This window comes from Kitasatospora sp. NPDC004240, assembly GCF_053603215.1.
Map to the genome: position 1 here is coordinate 18296 of NZ_JBSGFD010000056.1, position 22187 is coordinate 40482.

Here is a 22187-nt window from a genome sequence, read left to right on the forward strand (position 1 = left end):
CCTCGAATCCCCGGGAAAGGGATCCCCTATGAAGATCAGTTCCGCCGCCGCGCGCCTCGCCACCGTCTTCACCGTGGCCGGCGCGGTCGCGCTGGGCCTCACCGCCCCCGCCCAGGCCGTCACCAACGCCCCCTACCTCCGCTACGGCTCCAAGGGCGACGCCGTCAAGTGCGTCCAGCGCGCGGTGAAGTGGTCCGGTATGGGCACGGTCAGCGACCTGGTGACCGTCGACGGCGTCTGGGGCCCGCGCACCCAGGACGCGGTCGTCGAGTTCCAGCAGCACCACGGCCTCTCCGCCGACGGCGTCGTCGGCCGCGAGACCGGCCAGCGCATGTGGCACGTCATCGACGAGGAGAGCGAGGGCTTCGAGTACTGCTTCCAGCTGCTCCCCACCGCCACCAACTGGGGCCGCCCCAACTGACCCCCGGCGTGATCGCCCCCGGGGCCGACCGCCCCGGGGGCCGCGGCACTTCAGCGCGCCGCCCCTATCCGCGCCAGCCACCGCCGGCAGAACTCGAGGGTGACCGGCTCGACGATCTCCGGTGTCGAGGCCTCGAACAGGAACTGCGTCAGAAGGTCCTCGTGTCCGTCCTCGATCTCCACCCCGTCGTGCAGATGGACGGCCTGGGCCCAGCCGGTGAGCTCCTCGGCCGTCACCCCGCCGCCGACGGCCCGGACCAGCACCGCCTCCACCGCGGCCCGGTCCAGAACGGCGGAGGCCGGCGGATCCGCCCGGTTCGCCGCCCGCACCAGATCGTCCAGCTCACCGCTCCAACTGACGAGCGCTTCGAGCGCGGCATTCGCTTCGGTAGTCACCCGGCCCATCCTGCCCGACCTCGCACCCTGCCGGGCTGTACGCTCTCTGCCGTGGAGCGATCGACCGTGCGTGGGCTGGCCCTGCCCGCCGGGCTGATGTCCCTGATCCGCCGGGGCCGTTGGCGTCATCCGGGCGATGAGGTGATGGCGCGGGCCGTCCCGTGGTTCAGGAGCCCGCTCGACCTCCTCGGCACCGTGGCGACGATGGAGTTCGAATCCGGGTCGATGGACGTGTTCGCCGATGACCCGTCGCTCAACTTCTTCCGTGAGACCCGGGGCAGTGCCCACACCACCCCGGTCGAACTCCCGTGGCTGGACATCGAGCTGGCCGTTCTCGTCGCCGTCAACCGCGTGCCCGGGGACGATGTCTGCCTCGCCCTCGACTACCGCACCGACCCGGCGGACCCGCGTGTCGTGGGGAGCGACTTCTGGACCGACGCCCCGGTCTGCACGTGGCGCGTCGTGGCCCCCACGTTCTCGGCCTTCGTCGCCGGCCTCGGTCTCGGTGACACCTCGAGCACCGCTACGGTGAACCCGTGAAGGGGGAGAACCGGCCTGGCCCGGACGAGATCGAGTCGTGGTTCGCCGCCGTGCTCGACGGACGCGAGAGCCGGGAAACGGCCGACCGATGGGCCGCGCGCTGGTACCTCGACGACGACCTGCGGTGGGACGACTTGTCGCTCTGGGCGCTGGACCTCCTCCACGGGATCGACCTCCGGCCGGCCCCCGGAGCCCCGTACCTGCACGACGACGAGCAAGTACGCGAGTGGCTCGCCGAGTTCCGGCGGCGCCGTACCGGCTAGGCCCTGTCCGGCGCCGGTCACGTGGCCGCCAGGGCCCGTCCGGGAGCAGCTCCGGACGGGACCCGACGACGCCGGCGCCGTCGCGCCGACGTTCCGTCAGCAGCCGGCCGGAGCGGCCGCGACATTGCTCTTCGCCGCCGCCACGCCGCAGCCGGCGCTCTGGTTGGCCGCGTAGAAACGCAGCGCCGGCCAGGTGCTCGGGCCGACGAAACCGTCCACCTTCAGCACGTGGTGGGACTGGAAGTCGGCGACCGCGGACTGGGTCTTCGGGCCGTAGACGCCGTCGGCGGTGAGCGAGTACCCCATGCTCTTGAGCGCGCACTGCGCCTCGATCGCCGCGTAGCTGAACGAACCGCTCGCCGGGACGGCGGTGTTGCCGTCGTAGTAGTCGTACGAGGCGAAGTAACCGGTGTAGGCACCGACCTGCTGGTAGCTCTGGTAGCGCTGGCAGCCGTACGTGGCCGCCGACGCGTCCGTCGCGGCCAGCACACCCACGCCGCCGAACAGCGACACGGACACCGCCACCGCGGCCATCCTCTTCATGACGCGCATTTCCTTCTCCCCATCCCTCGACTGTCGACAGAGGCCCCGTTCACGGAGCCGGCACCCACTGTGGATCAATCCCGGGGCCGGAGTTCACACAAGTCGCCCCTGAGACGTCCCCACTTGGGGGCACGCCGCTGACCAGGGATTTGAGACGCCCCTCGGAGGAATCGGAGACGCACCACCCGCCCCTACGGCCGCATCCCGCCCCACCGGACCCGGCGGGGCGTCGGTAGGATCACGGTCCGAGCCAGGAGAGGTGAGGGTGATGACGGAGATGCCGCGGATACGCCTCGGCAGCGACGAGGCATGGGTCGCGCTGGAAAAGATCCAGGCCGACGAGGAGACCTGGCGGGTCGCCGCCGAGTGGTGCTCGTGGCTGTCGGCCGATTTCGCGGCCCACCTCACCGACGAGGAGGTCGCCGACTTCGCCGCGCAGATGCTCACCGGGTTGCCTTCGCGTTCCCGTTTCTCGGCGAGGGTCACGCCCGGCCGCAACAATCCGCTGACCCTGGACACCGAGCCCGTCGGGAACGGCTACGCGTTCTACGCCCGCCTGACCCCCAACGGCGACGACGAGGTGTGCCACCTCCAGATGGAGCTCGGCCCCATCGACGTCACCGAACTCCACGCCCTGTTCGACGCGCTCCACGCCACCCTGCGGCAGTGACCGACCGGCCGCAGGAGGGCGAGGACTCATCCGCGTGACCACCCCGCCGCCCGAACGCACCTTCACGTACGCCGAAGACCTCGGGCCCGAGGACGTCCGCGCCCTGGAAACATTCCTCAACGTCCAGCTGGGCCGGGTGTACGACGAGGTCGGCAGAACCGGTGAGACGTCCTTCGCCATGCGGTCCCTGCTCCGTCTGGTCTCCGACTCGGCCGGGCACCTGTACGCCCTCCTCACGGTCGAGCGGCCCGAGCACTGACAGCGGGCCGCGATCGTGCGCGAGTGGCGGCGGCTGCGCGGTACGGCCCTCGACTTCAACCACTGTGAGGGCTTCGACCATGCCCGCTGGTGGAACCCGATAGAGCACTTCGACGCCTCGGACGAGACCACCGAACGGGACCGGATCCGCCGGATCGTCGGCACCGAGCCGCCCCCCGAGCCCGGAGACTAGCCGCCGAACTCGTGGCCGTCACGGGCGCCGTGACCGGCGACGGATGGGCCGGGACGCGCGCGCCGACGGGAGGTGGCGGGGCCACGCTGGAGCCGCTACGCCGACGGCGATCACGTTCGGTGGTACACTTCCCATCAGTAGTCAGCCTTCCGGCCTGGATATGACATCCACCGTGAAGGCTTTTTTCATGCCCTGAGGCCACCCGACCCGGGGCAGCGCCGGCCGTACGGGCACCGGTCCCGAGATCCGGTGGCACCGTATCCGCACATGCGGCGCTCGCCGCCGTCCGCCCCTGCTGAGGAGTCCCATGCCAGACGTGTCCATTCGCCCCGCAGCCATCGCCGACCGTTCCACGGTGGAACGGCTGTGGCTGATGTTCCACCATGACCTGTCGGAGTTCCACGGTCTGCTGCCCAACGCCGACGGGACCTTCCGCGACGACCGGCTCCGTATGGCCTTCTCCGGCCACCCCGACTGGGCGCCGTACCTCCTGATGAGCGGTGACAGCCCCGCGGGCTTCGCGTTCGTCCGCGGCCTGACCGAACCGGAACGCGTGCTGAACAGCTTCTTCGTCGTGCGCGGTGCGAGGAGGACGGGGATAGGGCTGCGTGCCGTCCAGGAGATCGTGGCCCGGCACCCGGGTCCGTGGAAGGTCGCGTTCCAGGACGTCAACACCGCCGCGGTGCGCTTCTGGCGCCGCGTTGCCACGGAGATCGCCGACGACGCGTGGACCGAGGAACGATGCCCGGTGCCGGGTCGGCCCGACCTGCCTCCGGACGTCTGGATCTCGCTCGACGCCCGCGCGGAGACCCACGGCTGAGCACCAGGACGGGCGTCCCAGCCGTTGTAGGCCTCGAATGAGAGATGTCGGTACGGCATCCCGACAGATCCCACCGGGCATGCCGTACTACGCCCGGACGACCCTGGCCGCCGCCTTCTCGTCGGCGTCGGCGAGCCAGAAGTAGACGGGTGGCAGGGCGAGTTCGAGCACCGTGAGCGCCACCTGGAAGCCGTGCGGCCGGCCTTCGGCGGCCAGCGACAGCAGCCGGCCCGCGGCGCCGAGGGCGAAGGCCGCGGTCAGCCAGCGGACGGCCGTCGCCGGGATCGGCGAGCGGCGGGCGACCCACACCCAGGCGAGGCCGTAGCCGGTGAACGTCGCGCCGAGGAAGCGACCCAGGCTGTCGACGGTGGCACCGGCGTCCTCCGCCCCGGGGATCGCGGCATTGCCCAGCAGGACGTGCATCAGTCCGATCACCACACAGGCGATCCCCATCGCCCACGACAGCACGCGCAGCGCCTTCGCCACGGCCCTCACCCCTCATCGCTGGTTGACACGTGTCAACCAGCGAACCGGTACAAGTAGACGCGTGTCAAGTAGGCTGCCGTCGTGATCCCCGACCGACGTCGCCGCAGGCTCAGCCCCGCCGACCGCCGCGCCCAGCTCCTGACCATCGGCGCGCAGTTGTTCGGCGCGCGCCCGTACGAGGACGTCCTGATGGAGGAGGTCGCCGAGCGGGCCGGCGTTTCCCGGACGCTGCTGTACCGGCACTTCCCCGGCAAGCGCGACCTCTTCGCGGCGGTGTACCAGGAGGCCGCCGACCGCGTCCTCGCCCAGACCCGCTTCGACCCCGCCGACTCACTGGTCGAGCAGCTGGTCCAGGGCCTGGACGCCCACCTGGACTACTTCATCGCCAACCGGCACGCGGTCCTCGCCGCCAACCGGCTCCTGGCCGGCGACCCCGTGATCCAGACCATCATCACCGACGAACTCGACGCGCTGCGCGCCCGGTTGCTCGGCGTCCTCCCGCTGGCCGACGAGCGCGCCCGCGAGGCCGTCTCGGGGGTGCTCAAGAGCTGGCTGGTCTTCGTCCAGGTGCTCTGCCTCGACTGGCTCACCAAGGAGACCTGCACCCGCGAGGAACTGCGCGACGTCTGCGTCGGCGCGCTGCTCGGCGCCGTCCGGCCCCTGCTCCCCGTCGACCCGGCGGGAATCGGGGTGGCGGGCACCACTACGGCGGGCACCGACACCGACACGAGCGACACCGACCCGGCCGACGTCGGCCGAAAAGGTGTTGCCGCCGGGCCGCTCGGCAAGTGAGGCTCGGGGCATGACCACTCCCCCCACCCCCGACGTGTCCGGTCTGTTCAGCGCGGAGGGCCGGCTGACCACGATCCCCCGCCGGGCCGCCCGGCGGGCCCAGCTGCTCACCCACCTGACCACCACGCTCTTCGAGCCCGACCGCTCCTACAGCGAGCGGGAGGTCAACGACGCCCTGCGCACGGTGCACGACGACTTCCCCGCTCTGCGCCGCTACCTGGTGGAGTCCGGACACCTCGCCCGCCCCAAGGACGGCAGCAGCTACCGCCGCGCCGCCTGAGGAGGAGCGGCGCCACCGGCACGCCCCGCGGCCGCCGCCCTGACCTCGGCCTCCTCCATGGGGTCGTCCCGCAGGTCGGCGATCCGGCTCCGCACGTACGGCAGGTCCGGGGCGAAGGCGATTCCCAGCAGGCGCGCCCGGGACTCGCAGTCCCACAGCGACTCGGTGTACGCCTGCTCCAGCCCCGCCGGGTCGATGGCGGCGAGCGCCTCCAGGTAGGCGGGCCGCTCGTAGGAGTGCGGGGTGTGCAGCCAGTACCGGCGCAGCAGGGGCGCCGCCTCGGCCGCGTCGCGACCGAACCGGGCCAGGCCCGCCGCCAGCGTGCTGGGGCCGCACCAGCTGCGGTCGCCCCATTCCTCGGCGAGCAAGCCGACCAGGGCCGGAATGTCACGGGCCTCTCCGTGTCCGGCGAGGACCTGCGCCCCGATCCAGGCGAACCAGGGCCGCCCGTCCGTCGTCCACTCCCGGGCCGCCGGTACGGCGAGCGCGCCGAGCCGCTCGACGGCCCGCCCCAGGAAGGGCAGCGGCCGCTCGTCGTCGGCGGTGCCGAGGGACGGCACCAGGAGCAGCAGGGCCGGCTCCGGCGCCCGGAGGGACAGCAGGCGGAGGGCATGGGCCTTCGCCGGCTCCGACGCCTCCGGATCGGCGAGCCGGGCCAGCAGCCGATGGTTTGTCGGATCGATCTCGACATCGCTCACCCTCGGCCGGCACCCCGTCGCCGCAGCGGTTCCGCGCCCGGTCCGCCAGCGGATCCACGGCTCCGAGCGCCACAGGAGCGGTTCGTCGTCGGTCAGCCGGTTCCGAGCGGTGTCCGCCAGGTCGTCCCACCATTCGACCGGCCAGCAGCCCGCGATCGACTGCAGGACGTCGGTCCAGTGCTCGCCCTCCCGGACGTAGGCCCGCAGGGCCCGCCTGGCCGGCACCGAACCGGACAGGGCGAGCAGCTCCAGCACGCGGGTCGCACGCTCGCAGTCGTCCTCGTCGCCGCCCAGCAGCGCGATGACCGGCTCCGGCGACAGCTCCAGGTCCCGGACCAGCCGGGCCAGGTAGAGATGGCGGTCGTCCACCGAGTCCCAGCGCCAGTCCCGCCGGACGGCCTCGTACACCAACTCCCCCGCCGGCTGCGGCTCGCGCACCGCCCAGAGCGCCCCGAGGCCCCGCCCGCGCTGCAGCGACCCCTTGAGCGTGCCGCTCGGCGCGTACGCCCACTCGTCCGATGATCCGTCATCCATCGGAGCGAGCCTGCCCGTGCTCGCACGACTGCTCGGCGGTCGTGACCCCGTAGGGGTCGTGCGGTGTGGTGAACGCGCCCTCCGGGCAGCCCTCGACGATGTACGACCAGAAGCCGACGGTCGCCCGGGGCCGGGAACCCGTGGCCGACCGGACGGTGAACTCGGTCCGGACGTGGTCGGCCAGATCGTCCCCGTAGGAGATGATGTCGGTCTGGTGGACCGAGAGCACCGGATGGCCCTGGAAATCCTCGGCGCCGTCCGCGGCGGGCAGGTAGCGGTGGCCGTGGACCGGGACCAGCTGCGGGACGTTCACCAGTGCGGCCTCGGCGATCCTCAGCCGGTCCGCCCGCTCGGCGGGCTCCGGTCCCCAGCCGGGGTACCAGAATCCGTTGTGCCCGACGTCGAACAGCACGCCCTCCACCGGCCACGCCAGCCGCGCCCGCAGGTCATCGGGGTCACCGTGCCGCCAGTCCGGCCAGCTCCGTGATCCGTGCGGGAGTCCGGCCGACAGGAACACCCGGTGGTCGGCGGAGAACCGGAACCCGAAGCGGGCCTCGACGGCGTCGAGTTCCGCCGCACCGAGCCCCGGCCCGATCTCCGCGTCGAGGAGGGCCTGGAGTTCCCCGGCGGCTTCGAGGGTCAGCGGTCGGGGTGATGGGTCGATCATCCCGGCACCCTAGCCCCCGAACCGCCTCGCGGGCAGGGCGTTTTCCGCGTGCTCCGCCGTCAGGCCTGGGGCGGCGCGGCGGGTGCCCTCAGTACCTGCCGGCGGCGCGGCGGGAGCGGGACAGGCCCCGGGCGCCGAGGGCCGCCGCGGCGATCCCCACCAGCATGGCGACGAACGCCCCGCCGAGCCCGTTGCCGGTGCCCAGGCCTCCGTCGGCCGTGGCGGCCACCACGGCGCCGACAGCCGTCCCGGCGAGTCCCGCCGTCAGCGCCGCGAGGGACGCCCGCCGGCCGCCCCGGGCGCCGACGCGACCGGCGAATCGGGGCAGGGCCAGCACACCGGCGACCACCCCGGCGAGCGCCACCAGTGCGGACGTGCTCGCCGCGACCCGCCCGACGCTCAGGGTGAGGACGTCGGCGGCGAGCGGGCCGGCGACGGCGGAGGACTGCGCGGCCGCCGGCACCGCCGACAGCACACCGGTGGCGACCACGGCCGCGGTGACGACGAACACGGATCGGACGGACATGGGGGTCTCCCTCACTTCGGATTCCTCGAACGGGACTCCCCGATCATGTCCGCCCGACCCGCCGCCGGTCGTCCCCCTGACGCGGACGGTTCGCGCTGCCGCCGCTGCCGTAGCGGCTACCGCGGACGGCGTACGGGCGGCGGCGGTACCGCGTCCGCGGTACCCGGATGATCATCCGTGCGGAGGAGCCACCCGTACGGGCAACCGCACTAGGGTGCGCCCATGAAGACAGGACGACCCGGTCTCCGGGCCGGGGTCATCGACTGGGCGATCGCCGTCGGCGTGACGGCCGCACTGCTGGTCACCGGGCTGTCCGCCGCGCACCAGGCCACCCGCCTCGACCCGCTCGGCTACGTGCTGCTGGCCGCCGGAGGCCTCGCACTGGCCGCGCGCCGGCGCGCCCCGGTCCCCGTACTGGCCGTCACCGGAGTGTGCGCGGCGGGCCATCAGGCGCTCGGCTTCGACGTGCCCGCCGTCGCCTTCCTGTTCGCGGTGTACGCGGCCGTCCGGGCGGGGCACCGCGCCGTCACGGCGGCGGCCAGCGTCGCCCTGGTCGCCGCGCTCCCCGTGGCGGCCCTGGCCTCGGGCCTGCACGACACCGGCGAGGCGTTCGCCCGGGCCCGGGGCGCGCTGGAACTGGCCTGGCTGGTCGCCGCCGGCGCCGCCGGGGAGGCCCTGCGGCAGGCCGAACGGCGGGCGAACGAGGCCGAACGCACCCGGGAGGAGACCGCACGGCGCCGCGCCGACGAGGAACGGCTGCGCATCGCCCGGGAGTTGCACGACTCACTCACCCACCAGATCTCGGTGATCAAGATCCAGGCCGAGGCCGCCGTGCACGTCGCCCGCAGGCGCGGTGAGCAGGTGCCGCCGGCCCTCCTGGCCATCCAGGAGGCCGGTCGCGAGGCCGCCCGGGAGCTGCGCGCGACGCTGGAGGCGCTGCGCGACGACGACACCGCGCCGCCGCGCGGGCTCGACGACCTGCCGAAACTCGTGGAGCAGGCCCGGACGCTGGGCCTGGACGCGACGCTGACGGTCGAGGGGGTGCGGCCGTCCGTGCCGGCCGCGGTCGGCCGGACGGTCTACCGGATCGTCCAGGAGTCGCTCACCAACACCGCCCGCCACGCGCGGGCCGGGGCGGCCACCGTCCGGATCGAGTACCGGACGGACCTGCTCGCGGTCCGCGTCGACGACGACGGCCACGCCACACCCGCCACCCCGCCCGCCACCCCGCCCGGCACCTCCGCGGGCGGCCCGTCCGCGGCCGCCGCCGGGGCCGGCCCGACCCCGGGCGTCGGACTGCTCGGCATGCGCGAACGCGTCACCGCCCTCGGCGGCCGGCTCAGTGCCGAGCCGCGCCGCGAGGGCGGGTTCACCGTCCAGGCCGAGCTGCCCGTGGAGCCCGCACCGTGATCCGTGTCCTGCTGGTCGACGACCAGCCGCTCATCCGCAGCGGGTTCCGCGCGCTCCTCGACCTGGAGGAGGACATCGAGGTGGTGGCCGAGGGCGCCGACGGGGAGCAGGCGGTGGACCTGGCCCGCCGGCACCTGCCCGACGTCGCCCTGGTCGACATCCGGATGCCCGGCGTCGACGGCATCGAGGCGACCCGGCGGATCGCCGCCGACCCGGCCCTGGCCGGGGTGCACGTCGTCATCCTGACCAACTACGGCATGGACGAGTACGTCCTCGACGCGCTGCGCGCCGGCGCCGCCGGGTTCCTGGTCAAGGACGTGCTGCCGGACGACTTCCTGCACGCCGTGCGCGTCGCGGCCCGCGGCGACGCGCTGCTGGCGCCGTCCATCACCCGCAGGCTGATCCACCGGTACGTCACCCGGCCGCCCGTCCCCACCGCCCCCGCGGCCGGCGCACTGCGCGAACTCACCGGCCGCGAACGCGAGGCGGTCGCCCTGGCCGCCCACGGCCTGTCCAACGACGAGATCGCGGACCGCATGGTGATCAGCCCGATGACGGCGAAGACCCACCTCAACCGCGCCATGGCCAAACTCCACGCCCGCGACCGCGCCCAACTCGTCGTCCTCGCCTACCAGTCCGGCCTGGTCACCCCCGAAACCCCCGAACCGCACCCGGCCCCGACCCCGCCACGGTGGCCCGCATGAACGGCCCGGCCCGCAGCTATCGCTACGTCGGACCCGAAGACATCCGCGCGGCCGTCGCGTCCACGGACCGCACGGCCGACGGCACCGTCATCCGCACCGCCGAGGACTTCGCACACTGGGCGGCGGCCCGGACGCCAGGTGAACTGGCGGAGCCGTTCACCTTCGTGATCGACCCGGACGGGCTGCTGCGGCTGGCCGCCCGGCGCAGCGAGCACCTCGCCTGCGCGGGCGGCGGCCACGTGCTGAGCGCGGGCGAGATGGGGTTCCGCGTCAAGGGCGGCCGCTGGGTGGTGGACGGGGTCAGCAACCAGTCGACCGGTTACTGCCCGGACCTCGCGTCGTGGCCGGCCGTGGCGCTGGCGCTGGACCGCGCCGGGCTCGGCCACCCGGGCGGCTTCACGCACGAGATGGTCTTCCGCCGGTGCACGGTCTGCGAGGGGCACAACATCGTGCGGGAGGGCCACTTCGTCTGCGTCTTCTGCGACGCGGACCTGCCCGCGGAGTGGAACGTCGACCCAGAGGCCGGCTCCGAGGCCGACCGGCTCTGACGCTGGACGGCCCGTCAGACCGGACGGTCCGTCAGACTAGGCGGCACGGATGCCGGGCCGCCCGTTGGCGGGGTCGCCGCGAACCTGGTGTTGTGGGATGCCCGGGCGGTGGCGCACGGGAGTACGCCGGGTGATCTGTTCTACGACGTCGACTCGTTCCTGGTGGGCCGGCAGACGCTGGACGGGGTGGAGCGGGAGCCGGCCACCTACGCCGACCCGGAGCTGCGGATGCCCGCCCAGGAGGCGGTCCAGTACGCCCATTCCCTGGGCGAGATCGTCACGGCGGCCGCGGGCGCGGGGTTGGCCGTGGAGCGGTTGGACGAGCACCTGGAGGCCGAGTTCGACCCGCGCGGTCTGCTGACCCGGGGCCGGGACGGCCGGTTCCGCCTCCCGCTCGGCGACGCCCATTTCCCGGTCCTCCACTCCCTGCGGGCCGTCCGGCCGCGCTGAGGCCGGCTCGTCCGCGCGAGCCACCGGTCACGCTTGGTGACCGGTTTTGGCAGTTCGTCCTGGTTTGGGTCACTGCCGGCCGTTTGTGGTGCATTCGGTCGGGTAGGCGGCGTGTCCATCGGGGCGGCCCACGCTCCGAGGGGAATCACGTCCAGGGATGTCAATCATGAACAACGCGAAGCTCGCCCTCGCGGTGGGCGCTGGTTATCTGCTCGGGCGCTGGCACAAGGCCCGGTGGGCTATGGCCCTGGCCGGCATGGCGGCCGGGAAGAAGTTGAGCACCAATCCGGGCGTTCTGCTCGGCCAGTTGCTGGAGTCGTCACCACAGCTGCGCGAGCTCGCGGGCGATGTCCGAGGGGAACTCGCCCAGGCCGGCAAGAAGGCGGCGGTCGCCGCCGCGAGCAACCAGGTGGGAGCGCTGACCCAGCAGTTGCAGCAGCGCACCAAGTCCCTCCGGGAGGCGACGGCACGGCACGGCGAGGAGCCGGACGAACCGGAGGACGAGAACGAGGAGGAGCCGGAGGAGCCCGAGGACGAGACCGAGGAGTCCGAGGAGGAACCCGAGGAACCGCAGGAGAAGCCGCGCGCACGGCGCTCCTCACGCAGCGGCACGTCCACCCGTACCCGGAAGACCGAGGAGCCGGAGACCCCCGAGCCGAAGGCACCGGTCCGGAAGCGGTCCACGACCTCGGCCAAGGCGCCGGCGTCCAAGGCTTCCGCGTCCAAGGCCGCGGCGTCCAAGCCGTCGGCGAGCAGATCGACGCGCAGCGCGGGAACGGCGCGAAAGAGCACCGGCCGCAGCGCTTCGGCCTCACGACCCGCCTCCGCCCGGTCGGGGACCACGAAGCCGCCGGCCAAGAAGGCCGCCGCCAAGAAGACAACGGCCGGGAAGACGACCGCGAGGAAGACCGCGGCGAAGAAGACCGCAGCACCGCGCAAGAGCGCGGCCAAGAAGACGGCCAGCAGCACGCGTGGGTCGACCCGTAAGCAGGGGTGAGTGTGATGGCCAGGCAATCGGAGGAACGGGGAGTCGGCGGACTCAGCGGTGTGCTCGACCAGCTGCCGACCGACGAGCTGAAGGAACAGACCAAGGACCTCATGACGGCCATGGGCGAGCGGGCCATGGTGATGGCGACCGACAAGGTCGGCGACCTCACGGACCGGCTGCTCGACTACGCGGGCGGCGGAGGCTGGCACGGTTTCGGCGGCAAGGACGACGGTGGGGGCTCGAACGGGCACGGGCTGCCGATGAAGCTGCTCGGCGTCGGCGCCGCCGGTCTGAAGCAGATGGTGACGAACAAGCTCGGCGGGGGCGGCGGCCGGGGCGGGGCCGGGGGCGGCAAGAAGCTCAAGCTGACCAACATCGTCGAGCAGATCGACGTCGGTGTCCCGGTACGCGTCGCCTACAACCAGTGGACGCAGTTCCAGGACTTCCCGCGGTTCACCAAGCGGCTGGACCGGGTGGAGCAGCAGGACGAGATGAAGCTCACCTGGAAGGCGGGGATCTTCCTCTCCCACCGCACGTGGGAGTCGACCATCGTCGAACAGGTCGCCGACGAGATGATCGTGTGGCGCTCCAAGGGCGAGAAGGGACACGTGGACGGCACGGTGACGTTCCACGAGATCGCGCCCAACCTCACGAGGATCCTCCTGGTGCTGGAGTACCACCCCCAGGGTCTGTTCGAGCGGACCGGCAACATCTGGCGCGCCCAGGGCCGCCGGGTGCGGCTGGAACTCAAGCACTTCCGCCGTCAGGTGATGACCCGGACCATCCTGGACCCGGACGGGGTCGAGGGCTGGCGCGGCGAGATCCGCGACGGGGAGGTCGTGAAGTCCCACGAGGACGCCATGGAGGAGGAGGAGGAGAACGCCGAGGAGGGGCCCGAGGACGAGTACGAGGACGAGGGCACGGACGAGGAGGACCGGGAGGACGAGGACCGGGCCGGCGAGGACTCCGACGAGGAGGGCGAGGACGCCTACCAGGAGGAGCCGGAGGCCGAGGACCACGACGACCGGTACGACGAGGACGAGGACCGCTACGACGAGGGCGAGGGCGAGGGCGAGGACCGGGGCGAGAGCGAGGACGAGGACCGCTACGACGAGTACGACGACGAGGAGGAGGACCGCGGCGACGAGGAAGAGGCCCCCGAGGACGAGTACGAGGAGGACTGGGAGGACGAGTACGAGGACGAGCCGGAGGACGAGGACGAGTCCACGGACGAGTACGACGAGGAGGCCGAACGGGCACCCTCCCGTGGCCGACGACGCGCGCCCGCGATGAGCCGATGAGCAGGTGAGAACGGTGTCGGTCGCCCCTCGCCCCTCCCCCCGGCCGGACCGGCCCTCGTCCGGCGGTCTGGGGGACGTGATCGACCTGATCCTGGACAAGGGCCTGATCGTCGACGCCTACGTACGCGTCTCGCTCATCGGCATCGAACTGCTCACCATCGACGCCCGCATCGTGATCGCGAGCGTGGACACCTACCTGCGGTTCGCGGAGGCCGTCAATCGGTTGGACCTCACGGGCGACTCGACCGAGGGATTGTCCGCACCGACGGGTGCCACGGACCGGGGCGTGGACCGGGGCGTCTCCCAGAACGAAGCCCGGGGCGCTCTCGGAGCATCCGGCGAGACCACGGGTGACGCCCTCGACCGCGTCCGGCAACCGGAGGAGGAAGAGGAGCCGCAGGATCGGCCGAGAAGAAGGCAGCGGTCCGGATCCTCACGGAAGGAGGACGGGGAATGAGCGCCGGAATGCCGGGACCCGGAGCCCCGGCCCAGGACATCGGGGATGCCTGCTACGTCTACGGAATCGTCCCCGGGAACGCACCGGCACCCTCGGACACCGGTGTGGGAAGCCCGCCGCGCCCGGTGACGCTCATCCGGTACGGCCGGGTGGCCGCGCTGGTCAGCGGGGTCGACCGCGGACGGCCACTGGGTACCCCGGACGACCTCCGCGCCCACGCGCGGGTGGTGAACACCCTCGCGGCGGAGGGCCGAGCGGTGCTGCCGTTCCGGTTCGGCGGGGTCGTACGCGACGCCGACGCGGTGGCCGGGGAGTTGCTCGGCCCCTTCGAGGAGCGGTTCGCGACGGCACTCGACGGACTGGGCGGCTACAGCCAGTACACGGTGCGCGGCGACTACCGGAAGGAACGCGTCCTGCGGGAGATCCTCGCCGGCCGCCCGGACATCGCCCGGCTCCGCGTCGAGGCGGCGAACCTCTCCCCCGACGACGGCCATGACGAGCGGATCCGGCTGGGCGAGCTGGTGTCCCAGGAGCTCATGGCCCGCCGCGAGGCGGACGGCGACGTCCTCCTCGACCAGCTCACGCCGTTGGCCGTTGCCGTCTCCCCCGGGAACCCCTCGCCCGAAGAGGCCGTCGACGCCTCGTTCCTGGTCCGGCACGACGACCGTCCGCGGTTCGAGGCGGCGGCCGACAAGCTGGCCTCCGCCTGGACCGGGTGGATCGAGCTACGTCTGATCGGCCCGATCGCGCCGTACGACTTCGTTTCCGGCATCGTCGAACAGGCCGAGGGAGTGCTCTGACCATGGGGTTGATCGCCGGGTTGCTGACCCTGCCGCTGGCCTTCGCGCGGGGAGCCGTGTGGGTGGCCGGGCGGCTGTCCGGGCGGGCCCGGACAGCCGCCCGGGACGGGCCGGCGGCCCTCCACAGACAGTTGGACGAGGTCGAGGCCGGTCTCCGGGCCGGGACGATCACCGAGGAGGAGGCCGCCCGCCGGGAGGCGGAACTCGTGAAGCGCCTGTGGGAGATCAGGCGCCCGGGCGGGGGCCGGAAGGTGTGACCATCGATGCCCGAACGCCAGCCATCGTCCCGCCGCGAGGCCGCCCGGGCGGAGCAGCCCCGCCGCCGGACCGCGTCCCACGATCATGCCGACGAGGAACAGTCCCGCCGGAAGCGCACCGACGCACGGGAACGGAAAGCCCGCAGGCCCTCCGCCGATCAGGATCCGGGAGCAGGTGAGCCGTCGGCCCGGGGCCGGGAGGACCGGGGCCGGACTCCCCCCGACCACGCCCGTCCGGCCCGTGCCCGCTCGGACGAGGACACCCGCGAACCCGGGAGCCGCCGCTCCGCGCCCGTCCGCCGGCGGACCGGGGACGACGAGGTCGCCGAGCGACGCCCCGCCGCACCACCGCCGACACGGTCAACGCCACGCGCGCGGCCGCCCTCGCCGCCCGGCACCTGCGGGAACTCACCGGGCGGGAGCCCGAGGGCGTCACCTCGCTGGAACGCACCGCCGACGGGTGGCGCATCGGGATCGAGGCCTTGGAGTCCCGCCGGATCCCCGACTCGGCCGACCTCCTCGCCGTCTACGTGGTCGTCCTCGACCAGGACGGCGAGCTCGTCTCGTACCACCGCGAACGCCGCTACCACCGCGGCCGTCCCGAGGAGGAGCAGTAGACGTGAGCGACGTGACAGGCTGGAACGGTGGCGCGAGGTCCCCCGCCCCGTGGCGCTCCTCCGGCCCACCCCAATCGGCCAATCTCGCGGACCTGCTCGAACGGGTACTGGACAAGGGCATCGTCATCGCCGGTGACATCCGGGTCAATCTCCTCGACATCGAACTGCTGACCATCAAGATCCGGCTGCTGATCGCCTCCGTCGACCGGGCCCGTGAGATGGGCATCGACTGGTGGGAACACGACCCCAGCCTCTCCTCCGGCCGGCGCGACCTGGCGGTCGAGAACCGTCGCCTGCGCGAGCGGATCGGCGAGCTGGAGGCCGCCCGGAGCGACCGGGGTGCCGAGGGCGACCGCACCGAGGACACTCACGCCGAGGACTCCCGCACCGAGGACTCCCGCACCGACGACGCCCGTGCCGAGGCGTCCGGGCCCGCGGCCCGGCCCGCCCGGACCCGGAAGCCGTCCAGCAGCCGCACCACACGCCCGCGGAAAGAGCCATGACCGAGTCCCACAACACCTGGTTGTACGCCGTCGTCCCCGCCGACCGGCCACCCCCGGCCGAGCTGTCCGGCGTCGCGGGCGAACCCCTGCGCGCGGTCGCCGGAGCGGACCTCACCGCCCTGGCCGGGTCCGTGCCGTGCGCGGACTTCGACGAGGAGCCCCTGCGCGCCCATCTGGAGGACGCCGCCTGGCTGGAGCGGACGGCCCGCGCCCATCACCGGGTGATCGACGCGCTCGCCCGGGCCGGCCCCACCCTGCCCCTGCGCTTCGCCACGCTCTACCGTGACGACGGGCGGGCCGCCGCGATGCTCCGTGAACGGCGCGGAGAACTCCTCGCGGCCCTGCGCCGGATCACCGACCGCACCGAGTGGGGGGTCAAGGCGTACCTGGCCGACCCGTCGGCCACCGGTCCACAGGACGAACCCGGTGGCGCCGACGAGCCCGCCGGTGAAAGCCAACGCCCCGGCACCGCCTACCTCCTGCGCCGCAGGGCGCAGCGCCAGGAGAGAGGGCAGGCACTCCACCGGGCGCTGGACGAGGCCGAACTCGTCCACACCACCCTGAGCGACACGGCGGCCGAGTCCACCCAGCACCCCCTCCAGAGCGCCGAGGCGACCGGGCACGGCGAGCCGATGGTCCTCAACGGCGCCTACCTGGTCGACGACATCCGGCTGACCGAACTCGACCGGGCACTCGTCACCCTGGCCGTGCACCATCCGGCGCTGCGCCTGGAGGTGACCGGTCCGTGGCCGCCGTACTCCTTCAGCGGCATCGGTGCCGACCCGGGGAGGGGGTGAGCGGCCGTGTCGCCGACGCCGGCACCGGCTCCGGCTCCGCGCCCGGAGCGTTCCGCCCCGGTGTGGCAGGAGCGGGTGGCCCTGGTCGACCTGCTCGACCGGCTGCTGGCCGGCGGGGTGGTGGTGGCCGGGGAGATCACCCTGTCGATCGCCGAGGTCGACCTGGTCAGGATCAGTCTGCGGGCGCTGGTGGCCTCGGTGCGCACCGCCATGGCGCCCTGGGAGCCGGAGCTGCCCGGAGAGCCCGGGCGGCCCCGGGAGCTGCCGTGAACGCGCCCCCACCGGCCGACCCGCCGCCCTCGGGCCGGCGGCGCGTCGCCCTCGACCCCGAGACGGTCGGACGGGACCTGGCCGGTCTGGTCCTGACCGTGGTGGAGCTGATCCGGCAGCTGATGGAGCGCCAGGCGCTGCGGCGCATCGACGAGGGGGACCTCTCCGAGGACCAGATCGAGGCCATCGGCCTGACGCTGATGGCCCTGGAGGAGCGGATGGACGAGCTGCGCGACCACTTCGGTCTGACCCCCGAGGACCTGAACATCGACCTCGGGCCGCTGGGGCCGCTGCTGGGCCCTGGGCCGTGACCGCAATTCGCCGCCCGTCGCACGTGTGGATCCGTGATCGCCGGGCAGACGCCCCCGCGAGGCCCTGAGCCGTCCAAGGAGGATGTCATGGGTGCTGGAAAGAAGATCGAACACGCGGCCGAAACGGCCAAGGGAAAGGTCAAGGAGACCACCGGCAAGGCCATGGGCAACGAGAGGCTCGTCGCCAAGGGCAAGGTCGAACAGATGAAGGGCCATGCCGCCCAGGCCGGGCAGAAGGCGAAGGACGCCACGAAGCCGTTGAAGCCCTGACCGGTTTCCCACGAGACCGCCACGCCCCCGGTGCTGCACCGGGGGCGTGGCTCTTATCACGTTCGCCGCAACCGCGCCCGAGTTACTTCCTTCGGAACAGATAGAACCCGTCGGATCGGGCAGACTCCCGGTGGGTCCCCGATGACGGAGGAGGTGACGGAGATGACCGGGATCAGGGTGACCAAGCGCCCCACACCTCAGCGTCCGAAGCCCCCGCTCGACCTGCGAACGCCGTCGGGCCGTCCGCTCCCCTACTGAGGCGGCGGCAGCCGCACTCACCGACATCCCTCGGGTCCCCGCCTCGGCGGGGACCCGAGGGATGCTCGCGCCACTGCCCCACCCGGCCGGCGATGCGTTCGCGGGGTCAGCCGGTAGCCGCGCAGGTGGTCCTGAAACACCGCCGGCTCGCCACATGCTTCTCAGCGGTGGCCCGGCGGGCAGGTGGTCATCGGGTGGAGCCGTGGTTCCCCCGGCCGGGGGAGGCGGTCCCTTCCCGCGGCGGACGACCGGGCCCCGGACCGGTTGCGAGGGTTGGGACACCGAAGGGCGAGGGAGCGGCCCCCGCCCGTCACCGACCCACCCGAGGACCGACCATGCGAAAGCTCGTCGCCGGCATCGCGCTCGTCACCGCGGTGACCGCCGTCACCACCACCGCGGCCGCCGCGGCCCCGGCCACCACCACGGCCCGCCACCAGAGCCTGCACGCCTGGGCCCTGATGAACGACCGCGGCCCGGGCCCGACCCCGGCCGGGGAACGGCTCACCGCCCGGGTCGACGCCCGGAGCAAGGACGGCGTCGCCCGCGGGCACGCCACCGTCCAGCACGTGTTCCCGGGGAACAGGATCGTGCGGGCCGAGATCGACGTCGCCTGCCTCACCACCACGGCCGACGGCGCCGTCACGGTGACCGGGCCGATCGAGTCGCTCACCTTCACCGTCCCCGAGGGTGAGACGCCGCCCGCGCCGGCCCCGAGCACCTGGCACCCGGAGACCGGCCTCACCTTCTACCCCGCCGACGGGGACGGCGTGATCCGGGTCGGCTGGGCGGGCGCCGACGCCCTCGACTACACCGCTCCGCCCAGGGCCACCAGGTGCGGGGCCACGGAGGCGAGCCTCTGGGTCTTCGCGGGCGGCTACTCCTTCCGCCGGTGACGACGTGCCGGCCCTCCCCGCCGCGGCTTCGCGGCGGGGAGGGCCGGACAGGAACGGTGGGAGGGCCGGAGAGGAGTGGTGGGGGGTGGGTCACGGTCCGTCGGGTCCCGAGCGTGGTGCCGGTGCCGGGGACGCCCCCACCCCCCATGGCCGCGAGTCCCGAGGACATCCGTCCGGCCCGATGAGGTCTCCCACCGTAGCGGGCGGCTCCGACAGCGGTCGCCGTGGCCGACGGCCAGGGGGCGGCGGTACTACTCGCCGATCCGTGGCGATGGGGCGTTCGGGGCGCGGCGCCCGAGGCGGCTGTGGCCGCGGCCGTACAGGAAGTAGACGATCAGGCCGAGTCCCAGCCAGGCGGCGAACCGCCACCAGGTCTGCACCGGGAGGTTGAGCATCAGCCAGAGGCAGGCCAGCACCGACAGGATGGGGATCACCGGCACCCAGGGGCAGCGGAACGCGCGGGGCAGGTCCGGGCGGGTGCGGCGCAGGATGATCACACCGATGGAGACCACGATGAAGGCGAAGAGGGTCCCGATGTTGACCAGCTCCGCCAGCTCCTCCAGCGGGATCAGGCCGGCCAGGACGGTGACCACCAGACCGAGCATCAGGACCGCCCGGTACGGGGTGTTGAAGCGCGGGTGGACCGTGGAGAAGACGCGGGGCAGCAGGCCGTCGCGGCTCATCGCGAAGAAGACCCGGCTCTGGCCCATCAGCATGATCATCGTCACCGAGGTGAGACCGGCCACCGCGCCGACGTCGATGATGTCGGCGACGACGTCCGCGCCGACCGACTTGAAGGCGTCGGAGAGCGGGGCGTCGCTGGAGAGCTCGGTGTACTTCTGCATACCGGTGACCACGACCGAGACGGCCATGTAGAGCACGGTGCAGATGAGCAGTGAGCCGAGGATGCCCCGGGGCATGTCGCGCTGCGGGTGCTTGGTCTCCTCGGCGGTGGTGGCGACGATGTCGAAGCCGATGAAGGCGAAGAAGACCACGGCGGCCGCGGTGAAGATGCCCATCACGCCGAAGTCCGACGGGGTGTAGCCGAAGAGCACCTGGACCAGCGGCGCCGCCCCGCCCGACACGTCCTCGACCGGCACCGCCTCCGGGATGAACGGGTCGTAGTTGTCGGCCTTGATGTAGAACAGGCCGGCGAAGATGACCACCAGCACGGCCGCCACCTTGATGAAGACGATCACCCTGGTCACCTCGGCGGAGAGGTGCATGCCCAGCAGGATCACACCGGTCAGCACGATCACCAGCAGCGCCGCCGGAAGGTTGAAGCTCCACCCCTCCGTGTCGGCGCCCGAGATCCCGTACGGCAGCGTCCAGCCCGCGCTGTCGAGCAGCGACTGGACGTAGCCCGACCAGCCGACGGCGACCACCGCCGCGCCGAGGGCCAGTTCGAGGACGAGGTCCCAGCCGATGATCCAGGCCGGGAGCTCCCCGAGGGTCGAGTAGGAGAAGGTGTAGGCCGAACCGGCCACCGGGACGGTGGAGGCGAACTCGGCGTAGCAGAGCGCGGCCAGGGCGCAGACCACGCCGGAGACGGCGAAGGAGAGCGCCACCGCCGGGCCGGCGGTGTTCTTGGCGGCGGTGCCGGTCAGCACGAAGATGCCGGTACCGATGATCACACCGACGCCGAAGACCGTGAGGTCGAGGGCGGAGAGGGTGCGGCGCAGCGCGTGCTCGGGCTCGTGGGTGTCGGCGATCGACTGTTCCACGGGCTTGGTGCGCACCAGCTGGCGCAGCATCGAGTCCGGCTTGGGGGACGTGGACATGGGGCCTCCGGGGGGGTCGTCCGCTCACTGGTACCCGGTGGTGGTGGCGATGCCGACGGGTACCGTCCCGGCTTCACCCGCCTGGGCCGACGACGGCCCAGGGCCCGCTACGCGCGCACGCCGTCGATGGCGAGCCTGAGGTGTCGGGGCCCGCGCAGGACCGCGTTGGTGCGGTAGGGCGGCGGGTCCTCCAGGAGCCGCGGCCGCTCCAGCCGGCGGGCGAGTTCGGTCAGGGCCAGCTGGGCCTCCAGACGGGCCAGCGGGGCACCGAAGCAGCTGTGGATGCCGCTGCCGAGCCCGAGGTGCTGGATGTCGGCGCGGTCGGGGTCGAAGCGGTGCGCGTCGGGGAAGCGCTTGGGGTCGCGGTTGCCGGAGGCGATGATCAGCCAGAGCGGGGCGCCCTTGGGGATGGTGACGCCGGCGACCTCGATGTCGGTGATCGGGGTGCGGCTGGGGAGCATCTGCACCGGGGGTTCGTAGCGCAGCAGTTCCTCCACCAGGGGTACGGCGAGCCGCGGCTCGGCCCGCAGGCGCTCCAGGACGTCCGGGTGGCGCAGCAGGGTGAGCATGCCGTTGGTGATGAGGTTGACGGTCGTCTCGTGGCCGGCGATGAGGAGGAGGGCGGCGGTGCTGAGGACCTCCATGGCGGTCATCGGGCGCTCGGAGCCGTGGTGGGTGGAGAGCTGGGAGAGCATGTCGTCGCCGGGGTTCTTGCGGCGCTCCTCGATGAGACCGTTGAGGTAGAGGCCGAGCTCGATGCGGGCGTTCTGGATGGCCTGGTCCTTCGCGGGGTCCTTCGCGCCGGGCTGCGGGTCGAGGCTGGAGACGATGGCGTCGGCCCAGCCGTGGAAGCGGGTCTCGTCCTCGCGGGGGATGCCCAGGAGCCGGCAGATCACGGTGACCGGGAACGGGTAGGAGAACTGCTCGACCAGGTCGACGGTGTCGCCGTCGATGCCGTCGATGAGGTCGGTGACGATGGTCCTCAGCTCGCCGCGCATGCCGTCGACGCGGCGGGGGCTGTGCGGGGGGCCGAAGGAGCGGTTGGTCAGGGAGCGCTGCCGGTCGTGCTCGGGCGGGTCGAGTCGCAGGAAGGCCGGCGGCAGCACCCCCTGGCCCGCGTTGTCCTCGTCGCCGGGCAGCGCCTGATCGGTGATCACCGTCCGGTAGCGGGGCTCGGAGCTGACCCGGGGGTCGTGGAGCAGACTGCGGATCTCGTAGTAGCCGCCGATGACGTACGGGCCGGTCTCGTCGTGGTGGACGGGGCTCTCGCGCAGGCGTTCGTACAGCGGGTAGGGGTCGTGGCGGTTGGCGTAGTCGGTGATCTGCTGCAGGAGCGTGCGGTCGGTCATGGCGGTTTCCCTCGGGGAGGACGCGGGGAGGACGCGGGGAGGACGCGGCGGCTGGTGCGCGGGCGGGGTGCGGGACGGCGTCGGGGCGCGTCACGGGGCGCGGCCGCCCGGGCGGGGGTGGCGGGGATCGGCCGGTG

General features: G+C 72.9%; 33 protein-coding genes. 25 read left to right on the top strand and 8 right to left on the bottom strand.

The window, feature by feature from the left end; translation table 11 throughout:
* Positions 1-28: 28 nt before the first annotated feature.
* Positions 29-421 (top strand): peptidoglycan-binding domain-containing protein, encoded by a 393-nt coding sequence (locus tag ACWEQL_RS17335; protein ID WP_452151108.1) that lies wholly within the window; start codon positions 29-31, stop codon positions 419-421.
* Between the two features lie 50 nt (positions 422-471).
* On the opposite strand, the gene ACWEQL_RS17340 is transcribed toward ACWEQL_RS17335, so the two are convergent.
* The gene (locus ACWEQL_RS17340; protein WP_452151109.1) at positions 472-816 is read right to left on the bottom strand and encodes a hypothetical protein; all 345 of its coding nucleotides are present in this window, start codon (positions 814-816) and stop codon (positions 472-474) included.
* Between the two features lie 51 nt (positions 817-867).
* On the opposite strand from ACWEQL_RS17340, the gene ACWEQL_RS17345 reads away from it, so the two are divergent.
* The gene (locus ACWEQL_RS17345; RefSeq protein ID WP_452151110.1) at positions 868-1356 is read left to right on the top strand and encodes a hypothetical protein; all 489 of its coding nucleotides are present in this window, start codon (positions 868-870) and stop codon (positions 1354-1356) included.
* A complete protein-coding gene (locus tag ACWEQL_RS17350) occupies positions 1353-1619 on the top strand; it encodes a hypothetical protein (protein ID WP_452151111.1) in 267 nt (88 codons plus the stop codon). The genes ACWEQL_RS17345 and ACWEQL_RS17350 overlap by 4 nt, the downstream gene beginning before the upstream one ends.
* A 96-nt stretch (positions 1620-1715) precedes the next feature.
* On the opposite strand, the gene ACWEQL_RS17355 is transcribed toward ACWEQL_RS17350, so the two are convergent.
* Positions 1716-2162 carry a peptidoglycan-binding domain-containing protein gene (locus ACWEQL_RS17355; protein ID WP_452151112.1) on the bottom strand — a complete coding sequence of 149 codons (447 nt, stop codon included), beginning with the start codon at positions 2160-2162 and terminating at the stop codon, positions 1716-1718.
* Between the two features lie 268 nt (positions 2163-2430).
* Here ACWEQL_RS17355 and ACWEQL_RS17360 point away from each other — a divergent pair, with 268 nt between their 5' ends.
* The 4 genes from ACWEQL_RS17360 to ACWEQL_RS17375 all read left to right on the top strand — a co-directional run bounded on the left by ACWEQL_RS17360 (position 2431) and on the right by ACWEQL_RS17375 (position 4103).
* Positions 2431-2832, top strand: a complete 402-nt coding sequence (locus tag ACWEQL_RS17360) for a hypothetical protein (protein WP_452151113.1) — start codon at positions 2431-2433, stop codon at positions 2830-2832.
* A 34-nt stretch (positions 2833-2866) separates the two neighbouring features.
* Positions 2867-3091, top strand: a complete 225-nt coding sequence (locus tag ACWEQL_RS17365; RefSeq protein WP_452151114.1) for a hypothetical protein — start codon at positions 2867-2869, stop codon at positions 3089-3091.
* A gap of 15 nt (positions 3092-3106) precedes the next feature.
* Positions 3107-3283 carry a hypothetical protein gene (locus ACWEQL_RS17370; RefSeq protein ID WP_452151115.1) on the top strand — a complete coding sequence of 59 codons (177 nt, stop codon included), beginning with the start codon at positions 3107-3109 and terminating at the stop codon, positions 3281-3283.
* Positions 3284-3590: 307 nt separating this feature from the next.
* Positions 3591-4103 (top strand): GNAT family N-acetyltransferase, encoded by a 513-nt coding sequence (locus ACWEQL_RS17375; protein WP_452151116.1) that lies wholly within the window; start codon positions 3591-3593, stop codon positions 4101-4103.
* A gap of 87 nt (positions 4104-4190) precedes the next feature.
* Here the strand turns inward: ACWEQL_RS17375 and ACWEQL_RS17380 are convergent, their stop codons facing one another.
* Positions 4191-4589, bottom strand: a complete 399-nt coding sequence (locus ACWEQL_RS17380; RefSeq protein ID WP_452151117.1) for a DUF4345 domain-containing protein — start codon at positions 4587-4589, stop codon at positions 4191-4193.
* A gap of 81 nt (positions 4590-4670) precedes the next feature.
* On the opposite strand from ACWEQL_RS17380, the gene ACWEQL_RS17385 reads away from it, so the two are divergent.
* Positions 4671-5381 carry a TetR/AcrR family transcriptional regulator gene (locus ACWEQL_RS17385; RefSeq protein WP_452151118.1) on the top strand — a complete coding sequence of 237 codons (711 nt, stop codon included), beginning with the start codon at positions 4671-4673 and terminating at the stop codon, positions 5379-5381.
* Between the two features lie 10 nt (positions 5382-5391).
* Positions 5392-5661, top strand: a complete 270-nt coding sequence (locus ACWEQL_RS17390) for a DUF2087 domain-containing protein (protein ID WP_452151119.1) — start codon at positions 5392-5394, stop codon at positions 5659-5661.
* Here ACWEQL_RS17390 and ACWEQL_RS17395 read toward each other — a convergent pair.
* The 3 genes from ACWEQL_RS17395 to ACWEQL_RS17405 form a co-directional block, all read right to left on the bottom strand.
* Entirely contained in the window at positions 5643-6893 is a 1251-nt protein-coding gene (locus ACWEQL_RS17395; protein ID WP_452151120.1) for a hypothetical protein, read from the bottom strand. The two genes, ACWEQL_RS17390 and ACWEQL_RS17395, sit on opposite strands and share 19 nt — an antisense overlap.
* On the bottom strand, positions 6886-7560 hold the full coding sequence (locus ACWEQL_RS17400; protein ID WP_452151121.1) for a hypothetical protein: 675 nt from the start codon (positions 7558-7560) through the stop codon (positions 6886-6888). The genes ACWEQL_RS17395 and ACWEQL_RS17400 overlap by 8 nt, the downstream gene beginning before the upstream one ends.
* An 88-nt stretch (positions 7561-7648) precedes the next feature.
* Positions 7649-8086, bottom strand: coding sequence for a DUF6223 family protein (locus ACWEQL_RS17405; RefSeq protein WP_452151122.1), 438 nt, complete (start codon positions 8084-8086; stop codon positions 7649-7651).
* Between the two features lie 222 nt (positions 8087-8308).
* Between ACWEQL_RS17405 and ACWEQL_RS17410 the strand changes: the two genes are divergently transcribed.
* The 16 genes from ACWEQL_RS17410 to ACWEQL_RS17485 all read left to right on the top strand — a co-directional run bounded on the left by ACWEQL_RS17410 (position 8309) and on the right by ACWEQL_RS17485 (position 18920).
* Positions 8309-9496 (top strand): sensor histidine kinase, encoded by a 1188-nt coding sequence (locus ACWEQL_RS17410; protein WP_452151123.1) that lies wholly within the window; start codon positions 8309-8311, stop codon positions 9494-9496.
* On the top strand, positions 9493-10200 hold the full coding sequence (locus ACWEQL_RS17415; RefSeq protein WP_452151124.1) for a response regulator: 708 nt from the start codon (positions 9493-9495) through the stop codon (positions 10198-10200). Before ACWEQL_RS17410 ends, ACWEQL_RS17415 begins: the two co-directional genes overlap by 4 nt.
* A complete protein-coding gene (locus tag ACWEQL_RS17420) occupies positions 10197-10748 on the top strand; it encodes a hypothetical protein (RefSeq protein ID WP_452151125.1) in 552 nt (183 codons plus the stop codon). The genes ACWEQL_RS17415 and ACWEQL_RS17420 overlap by 4 nt, the downstream gene beginning before the upstream one ends.
* 108 nt (positions 10749-10856) lie before the next feature.
* Positions 10857-11198: a hypothetical protein gene (locus ACWEQL_RS17425; RefSeq protein ID WP_452151126.1), complete on the top strand. Its 342-nt coding sequence runs from the start codon at positions 10857-10859 to the stop codon at positions 11196-11198.
* Between the two features lie 166 nt (positions 11199-11364).
* Entirely contained in the window at positions 11365-12195 is an 831-nt protein-coding gene (locus tag ACWEQL_RS17430; RefSeq protein WP_452151127.1) for a hypothetical protein, read from the top strand.
* 5 nt (positions 12196-12200) lie between these two features.
* A complete protein-coding gene (locus ACWEQL_RS17435; protein WP_452151128.1) occupies positions 12201-13487 on the top strand; it encodes an SRPBCC family protein in 1287 nt (428 codons plus the stop codon).
* 13 nt (positions 13488-13500) lie between these two features.
* Positions 13501-13944 carry a gas vesicle protein GvpJ gene (gvpJ, locus tag ACWEQL_RS17440; RefSeq protein ID WP_452151129.1) on the top strand — a complete coding sequence of 148 codons (444 nt, stop codon included), beginning with the start codon at positions 13501-13503 and terminating at the stop codon, positions 13942-13944.
* Positions 13941-14744 carry a GvpL/GvpF family gas vesicle protein gene (locus tag ACWEQL_RS17445; RefSeq protein WP_452151130.1) on the top strand — a complete coding sequence of 268 codons (804 nt, stop codon included), beginning with the start codon at positions 13941-13943 and terminating at the stop codon, positions 14742-14744. Before gvpJ ends, ACWEQL_RS17445 begins: the two co-directional genes overlap by 4 nt.
* A gap of 2 nt (positions 14745-14746) precedes the next feature.
* The gene (locus ACWEQL_RS17450; protein ID WP_452151131.1) at positions 14747-15001 is read left to right on the top strand and encodes a gas vesicle protein GvpG; all 255 of its coding nucleotides are present in this window, start codon (positions 14747-14749) and stop codon (positions 14999-15001) included.
* Between the two features lie 398 nt (positions 15002-15399).
* On the top strand, positions 15400-15618 hold the full coding sequence (gene gvpO, locus ACWEQL_RS17455; RefSeq protein WP_452151145.1) for a gas vesicle protein GvpO: 219 nt from the start codon (positions 15400-15402) through the stop codon (positions 15616-15618).
* A 2-nt stretch (positions 15619-15620) separates the two neighbouring features.
* Positions 15621-16121: a gas vesicle protein gene (locus ACWEQL_RS17460; RefSeq protein WP_452151132.1), complete on the top strand. Its 501-nt coding sequence runs from the start codon at positions 15621-15623 to the stop codon at positions 16119-16121.
* Entirely contained in the window at positions 16118-16918 is an 801-nt protein-coding gene (locus ACWEQL_RS17465; protein WP_452151133.1) for a GvpL/GvpF family gas vesicle protein, read from the top strand. The genes ACWEQL_RS17460 and ACWEQL_RS17465 overlap by 4 nt, the downstream gene beginning before the upstream one ends.
* Before the next feature lie 75 nt (positions 16919-16993).
* Positions 16994-17188: a gas vesicle protein gene (locus ACWEQL_RS17470; protein WP_452151134.1), complete on the top strand. Its 195-nt coding sequence runs from the start codon at positions 16994-16996 to the stop codon at positions 17186-17188.
* On the top strand, positions 17185-17499 hold the full coding sequence (locus ACWEQL_RS17475; protein WP_452151135.1) for a gas vesicle protein K: 315 nt from the start codon (positions 17185-17187) through the stop codon (positions 17497-17499). The genes ACWEQL_RS17470 and ACWEQL_RS17475 overlap by 4 nt, the downstream gene beginning before the upstream one ends.
* Positions 17500-17586: 87 nt before the next feature.
* Complete coding sequence (locus ACWEQL_RS17480) at positions 17587-17769, top strand: CsbD family protein (RefSeq protein ID WP_452151136.1); 183 nt, start codon at positions 17587-17589, stop codon at positions 17767-17769.
* A 593-nt stretch (positions 17770-18362) separates the two neighbouring features.
* Complete coding sequence (locus tag ACWEQL_RS17485; protein ID WP_452151137.1) at positions 18363-18920, top strand: hypothetical protein; 558 nt, start codon at positions 18363-18365, stop codon at positions 18918-18920.
* Between the two features lie 251 nt (positions 18921-19171).
* On the opposite strand, the gene ACWEQL_RS17490 is transcribed toward ACWEQL_RS17485, so the two are convergent.
* Positions 19172-20674, bottom strand: coding sequence for an amino acid permease (locus ACWEQL_RS17490; RefSeq protein WP_452151146.1), 1503 nt, complete (start codon positions 20672-20674; stop codon positions 19172-19174).
* Between the two features lie 134 nt (positions 20675-20808).
* Positions 20809-22050 (bottom strand): cytochrome P450, encoded by a 1242-nt coding sequence (locus tag ACWEQL_RS17495; RefSeq protein ID WP_452151138.1) that lies wholly within the window; start codon positions 22048-22050, stop codon positions 20809-20811.
* Positions 22051-22187 lie beyond the last annotated feature (137 nt).

Coding starts and splice junctions, on each gene's coding strand:
- ACWEQL_RS17335 (WP_452151108.1), top strand. CDS start 29: ATGAAGATCAGTTCCGCCGCCGCGCGCCTCGCCACCGTCTTCACCGTG.
- ACWEQL_RS17355 (WP_452151112.1), bottom strand. CDS start 2,162: ATGAAGAGGATGGCCGCGGTGGCGGTGTCCGTGTCGCTGTTCGGCGGC.
- ACWEQL_RS17360 (WP_452151113.1), top strand. CDS start 2,431: ATGACGGAGATGCCGCGGATACGCCTCGGCAGCGACGAGGCATGGGTC.
- ACWEQL_RS17375 (WP_452151116.1), top strand. CDS start 3,591: ATGCCAGACGTGTCCATTCGCCCCGCAGCCATCGCCGACCGTTCCACG.
- ACWEQL_RS17390 (WP_452151119.1), top strand. CDS start 5,392: ATGACCACTCCCCCCACCCCCGACGTGTCCGGTCTGTTCAGCGCGGAG.
- ACWEQL_RS17395 (WP_452151120.1), bottom strand. CDS start 6,893: ATGGATGACGGATCATCGGACGAGTGGGCGTACGCGCCGAGCGGCACG.
- ACWEQL_RS17400 (WP_452151121.1), bottom strand. CDS start 7,560: ATGATCGACCCATCACCCCGACCGCTGACCCTCGAAGCCGCCGGGGAA.
- ACWEQL_RS17405 (WP_452151122.1), bottom strand. CDS start 8,086: ATGTCCGTCCGATCCGTGTTCGTCGTCACCGCGGCCGTGGTCGCCACC.
- ACWEQL_RS17410 (WP_452151123.1), top strand. CDS start 8,309: ATGAAGACAGGACGACCCGGTCTCCGGGCCGGGGTCATCGACTGGGCG.
- ACWEQL_RS17420 (WP_452151125.1), top strand. CDS start 10,197: ATGAACGGCCCGGCCCGCAGCTATCGCTACGTCGGACCCGAAGACATC.
- ACWEQL_RS17430 (WP_452151127.1), top strand. CDS start 11,365: ATGAACAACGCGAAGCTCGCCCTCGCGGTGGGCGCTGGTTATCTGCTC.
- ACWEQL_RS17435 (WP_452151128.1), top strand. CDS start 12,201: ATGGCCAGGCAATCGGAGGAACGGGGAGTCGGCGGACTCAGCGGTGTG.
- ACWEQL_RS17445 (WP_452151130.1), top strand. CDS start 13,941: ATGAGCGCCGGAATGCCGGGACCCGGAGCCCCGGCCCAGGACATCGGG.
- ACWEQL_RS17450 (WP_452151131.1), top strand. CDS start 14,747: ATGGGGTTGATCGCCGGGTTGCTGACCCTGCCGCTGGCCTTCGCGCGG.
- ACWEQL_RS17465 (WP_452151133.1), top strand. CDS start 16,118: ATGACCGAGTCCCACAACACCTGGTTGTACGCCGTCGTCCCCGCCGAC.
- ACWEQL_RS17480 (WP_452151136.1), top strand. CDS start 17,587: ATGGGTGCTGGAAAGAAGATCGAACACGCGGCCGAAACGGCCAAGGGA.
- ACWEQL_RS17485 (WP_452151137.1), top strand. CDS start 18,363: ATGCGAAAGCTCGTCGCCGGCATCGCGCTCGTCACCGCGGTGACCGCC.
- ACWEQL_RS17490 (WP_452151146.1), bottom strand. CDS start 20,674: ATGCTGCGCCAGCTGGTGCGCACCAAGCCCGTGGAACAGTCGATCGCC.
- ACWEQL_RS17495 (WP_452151138.1), bottom strand. CDS start 22,050: ATGACCGACCGCACGCTCCTGCAGCAGATCACCGACTACGCCAACCGC.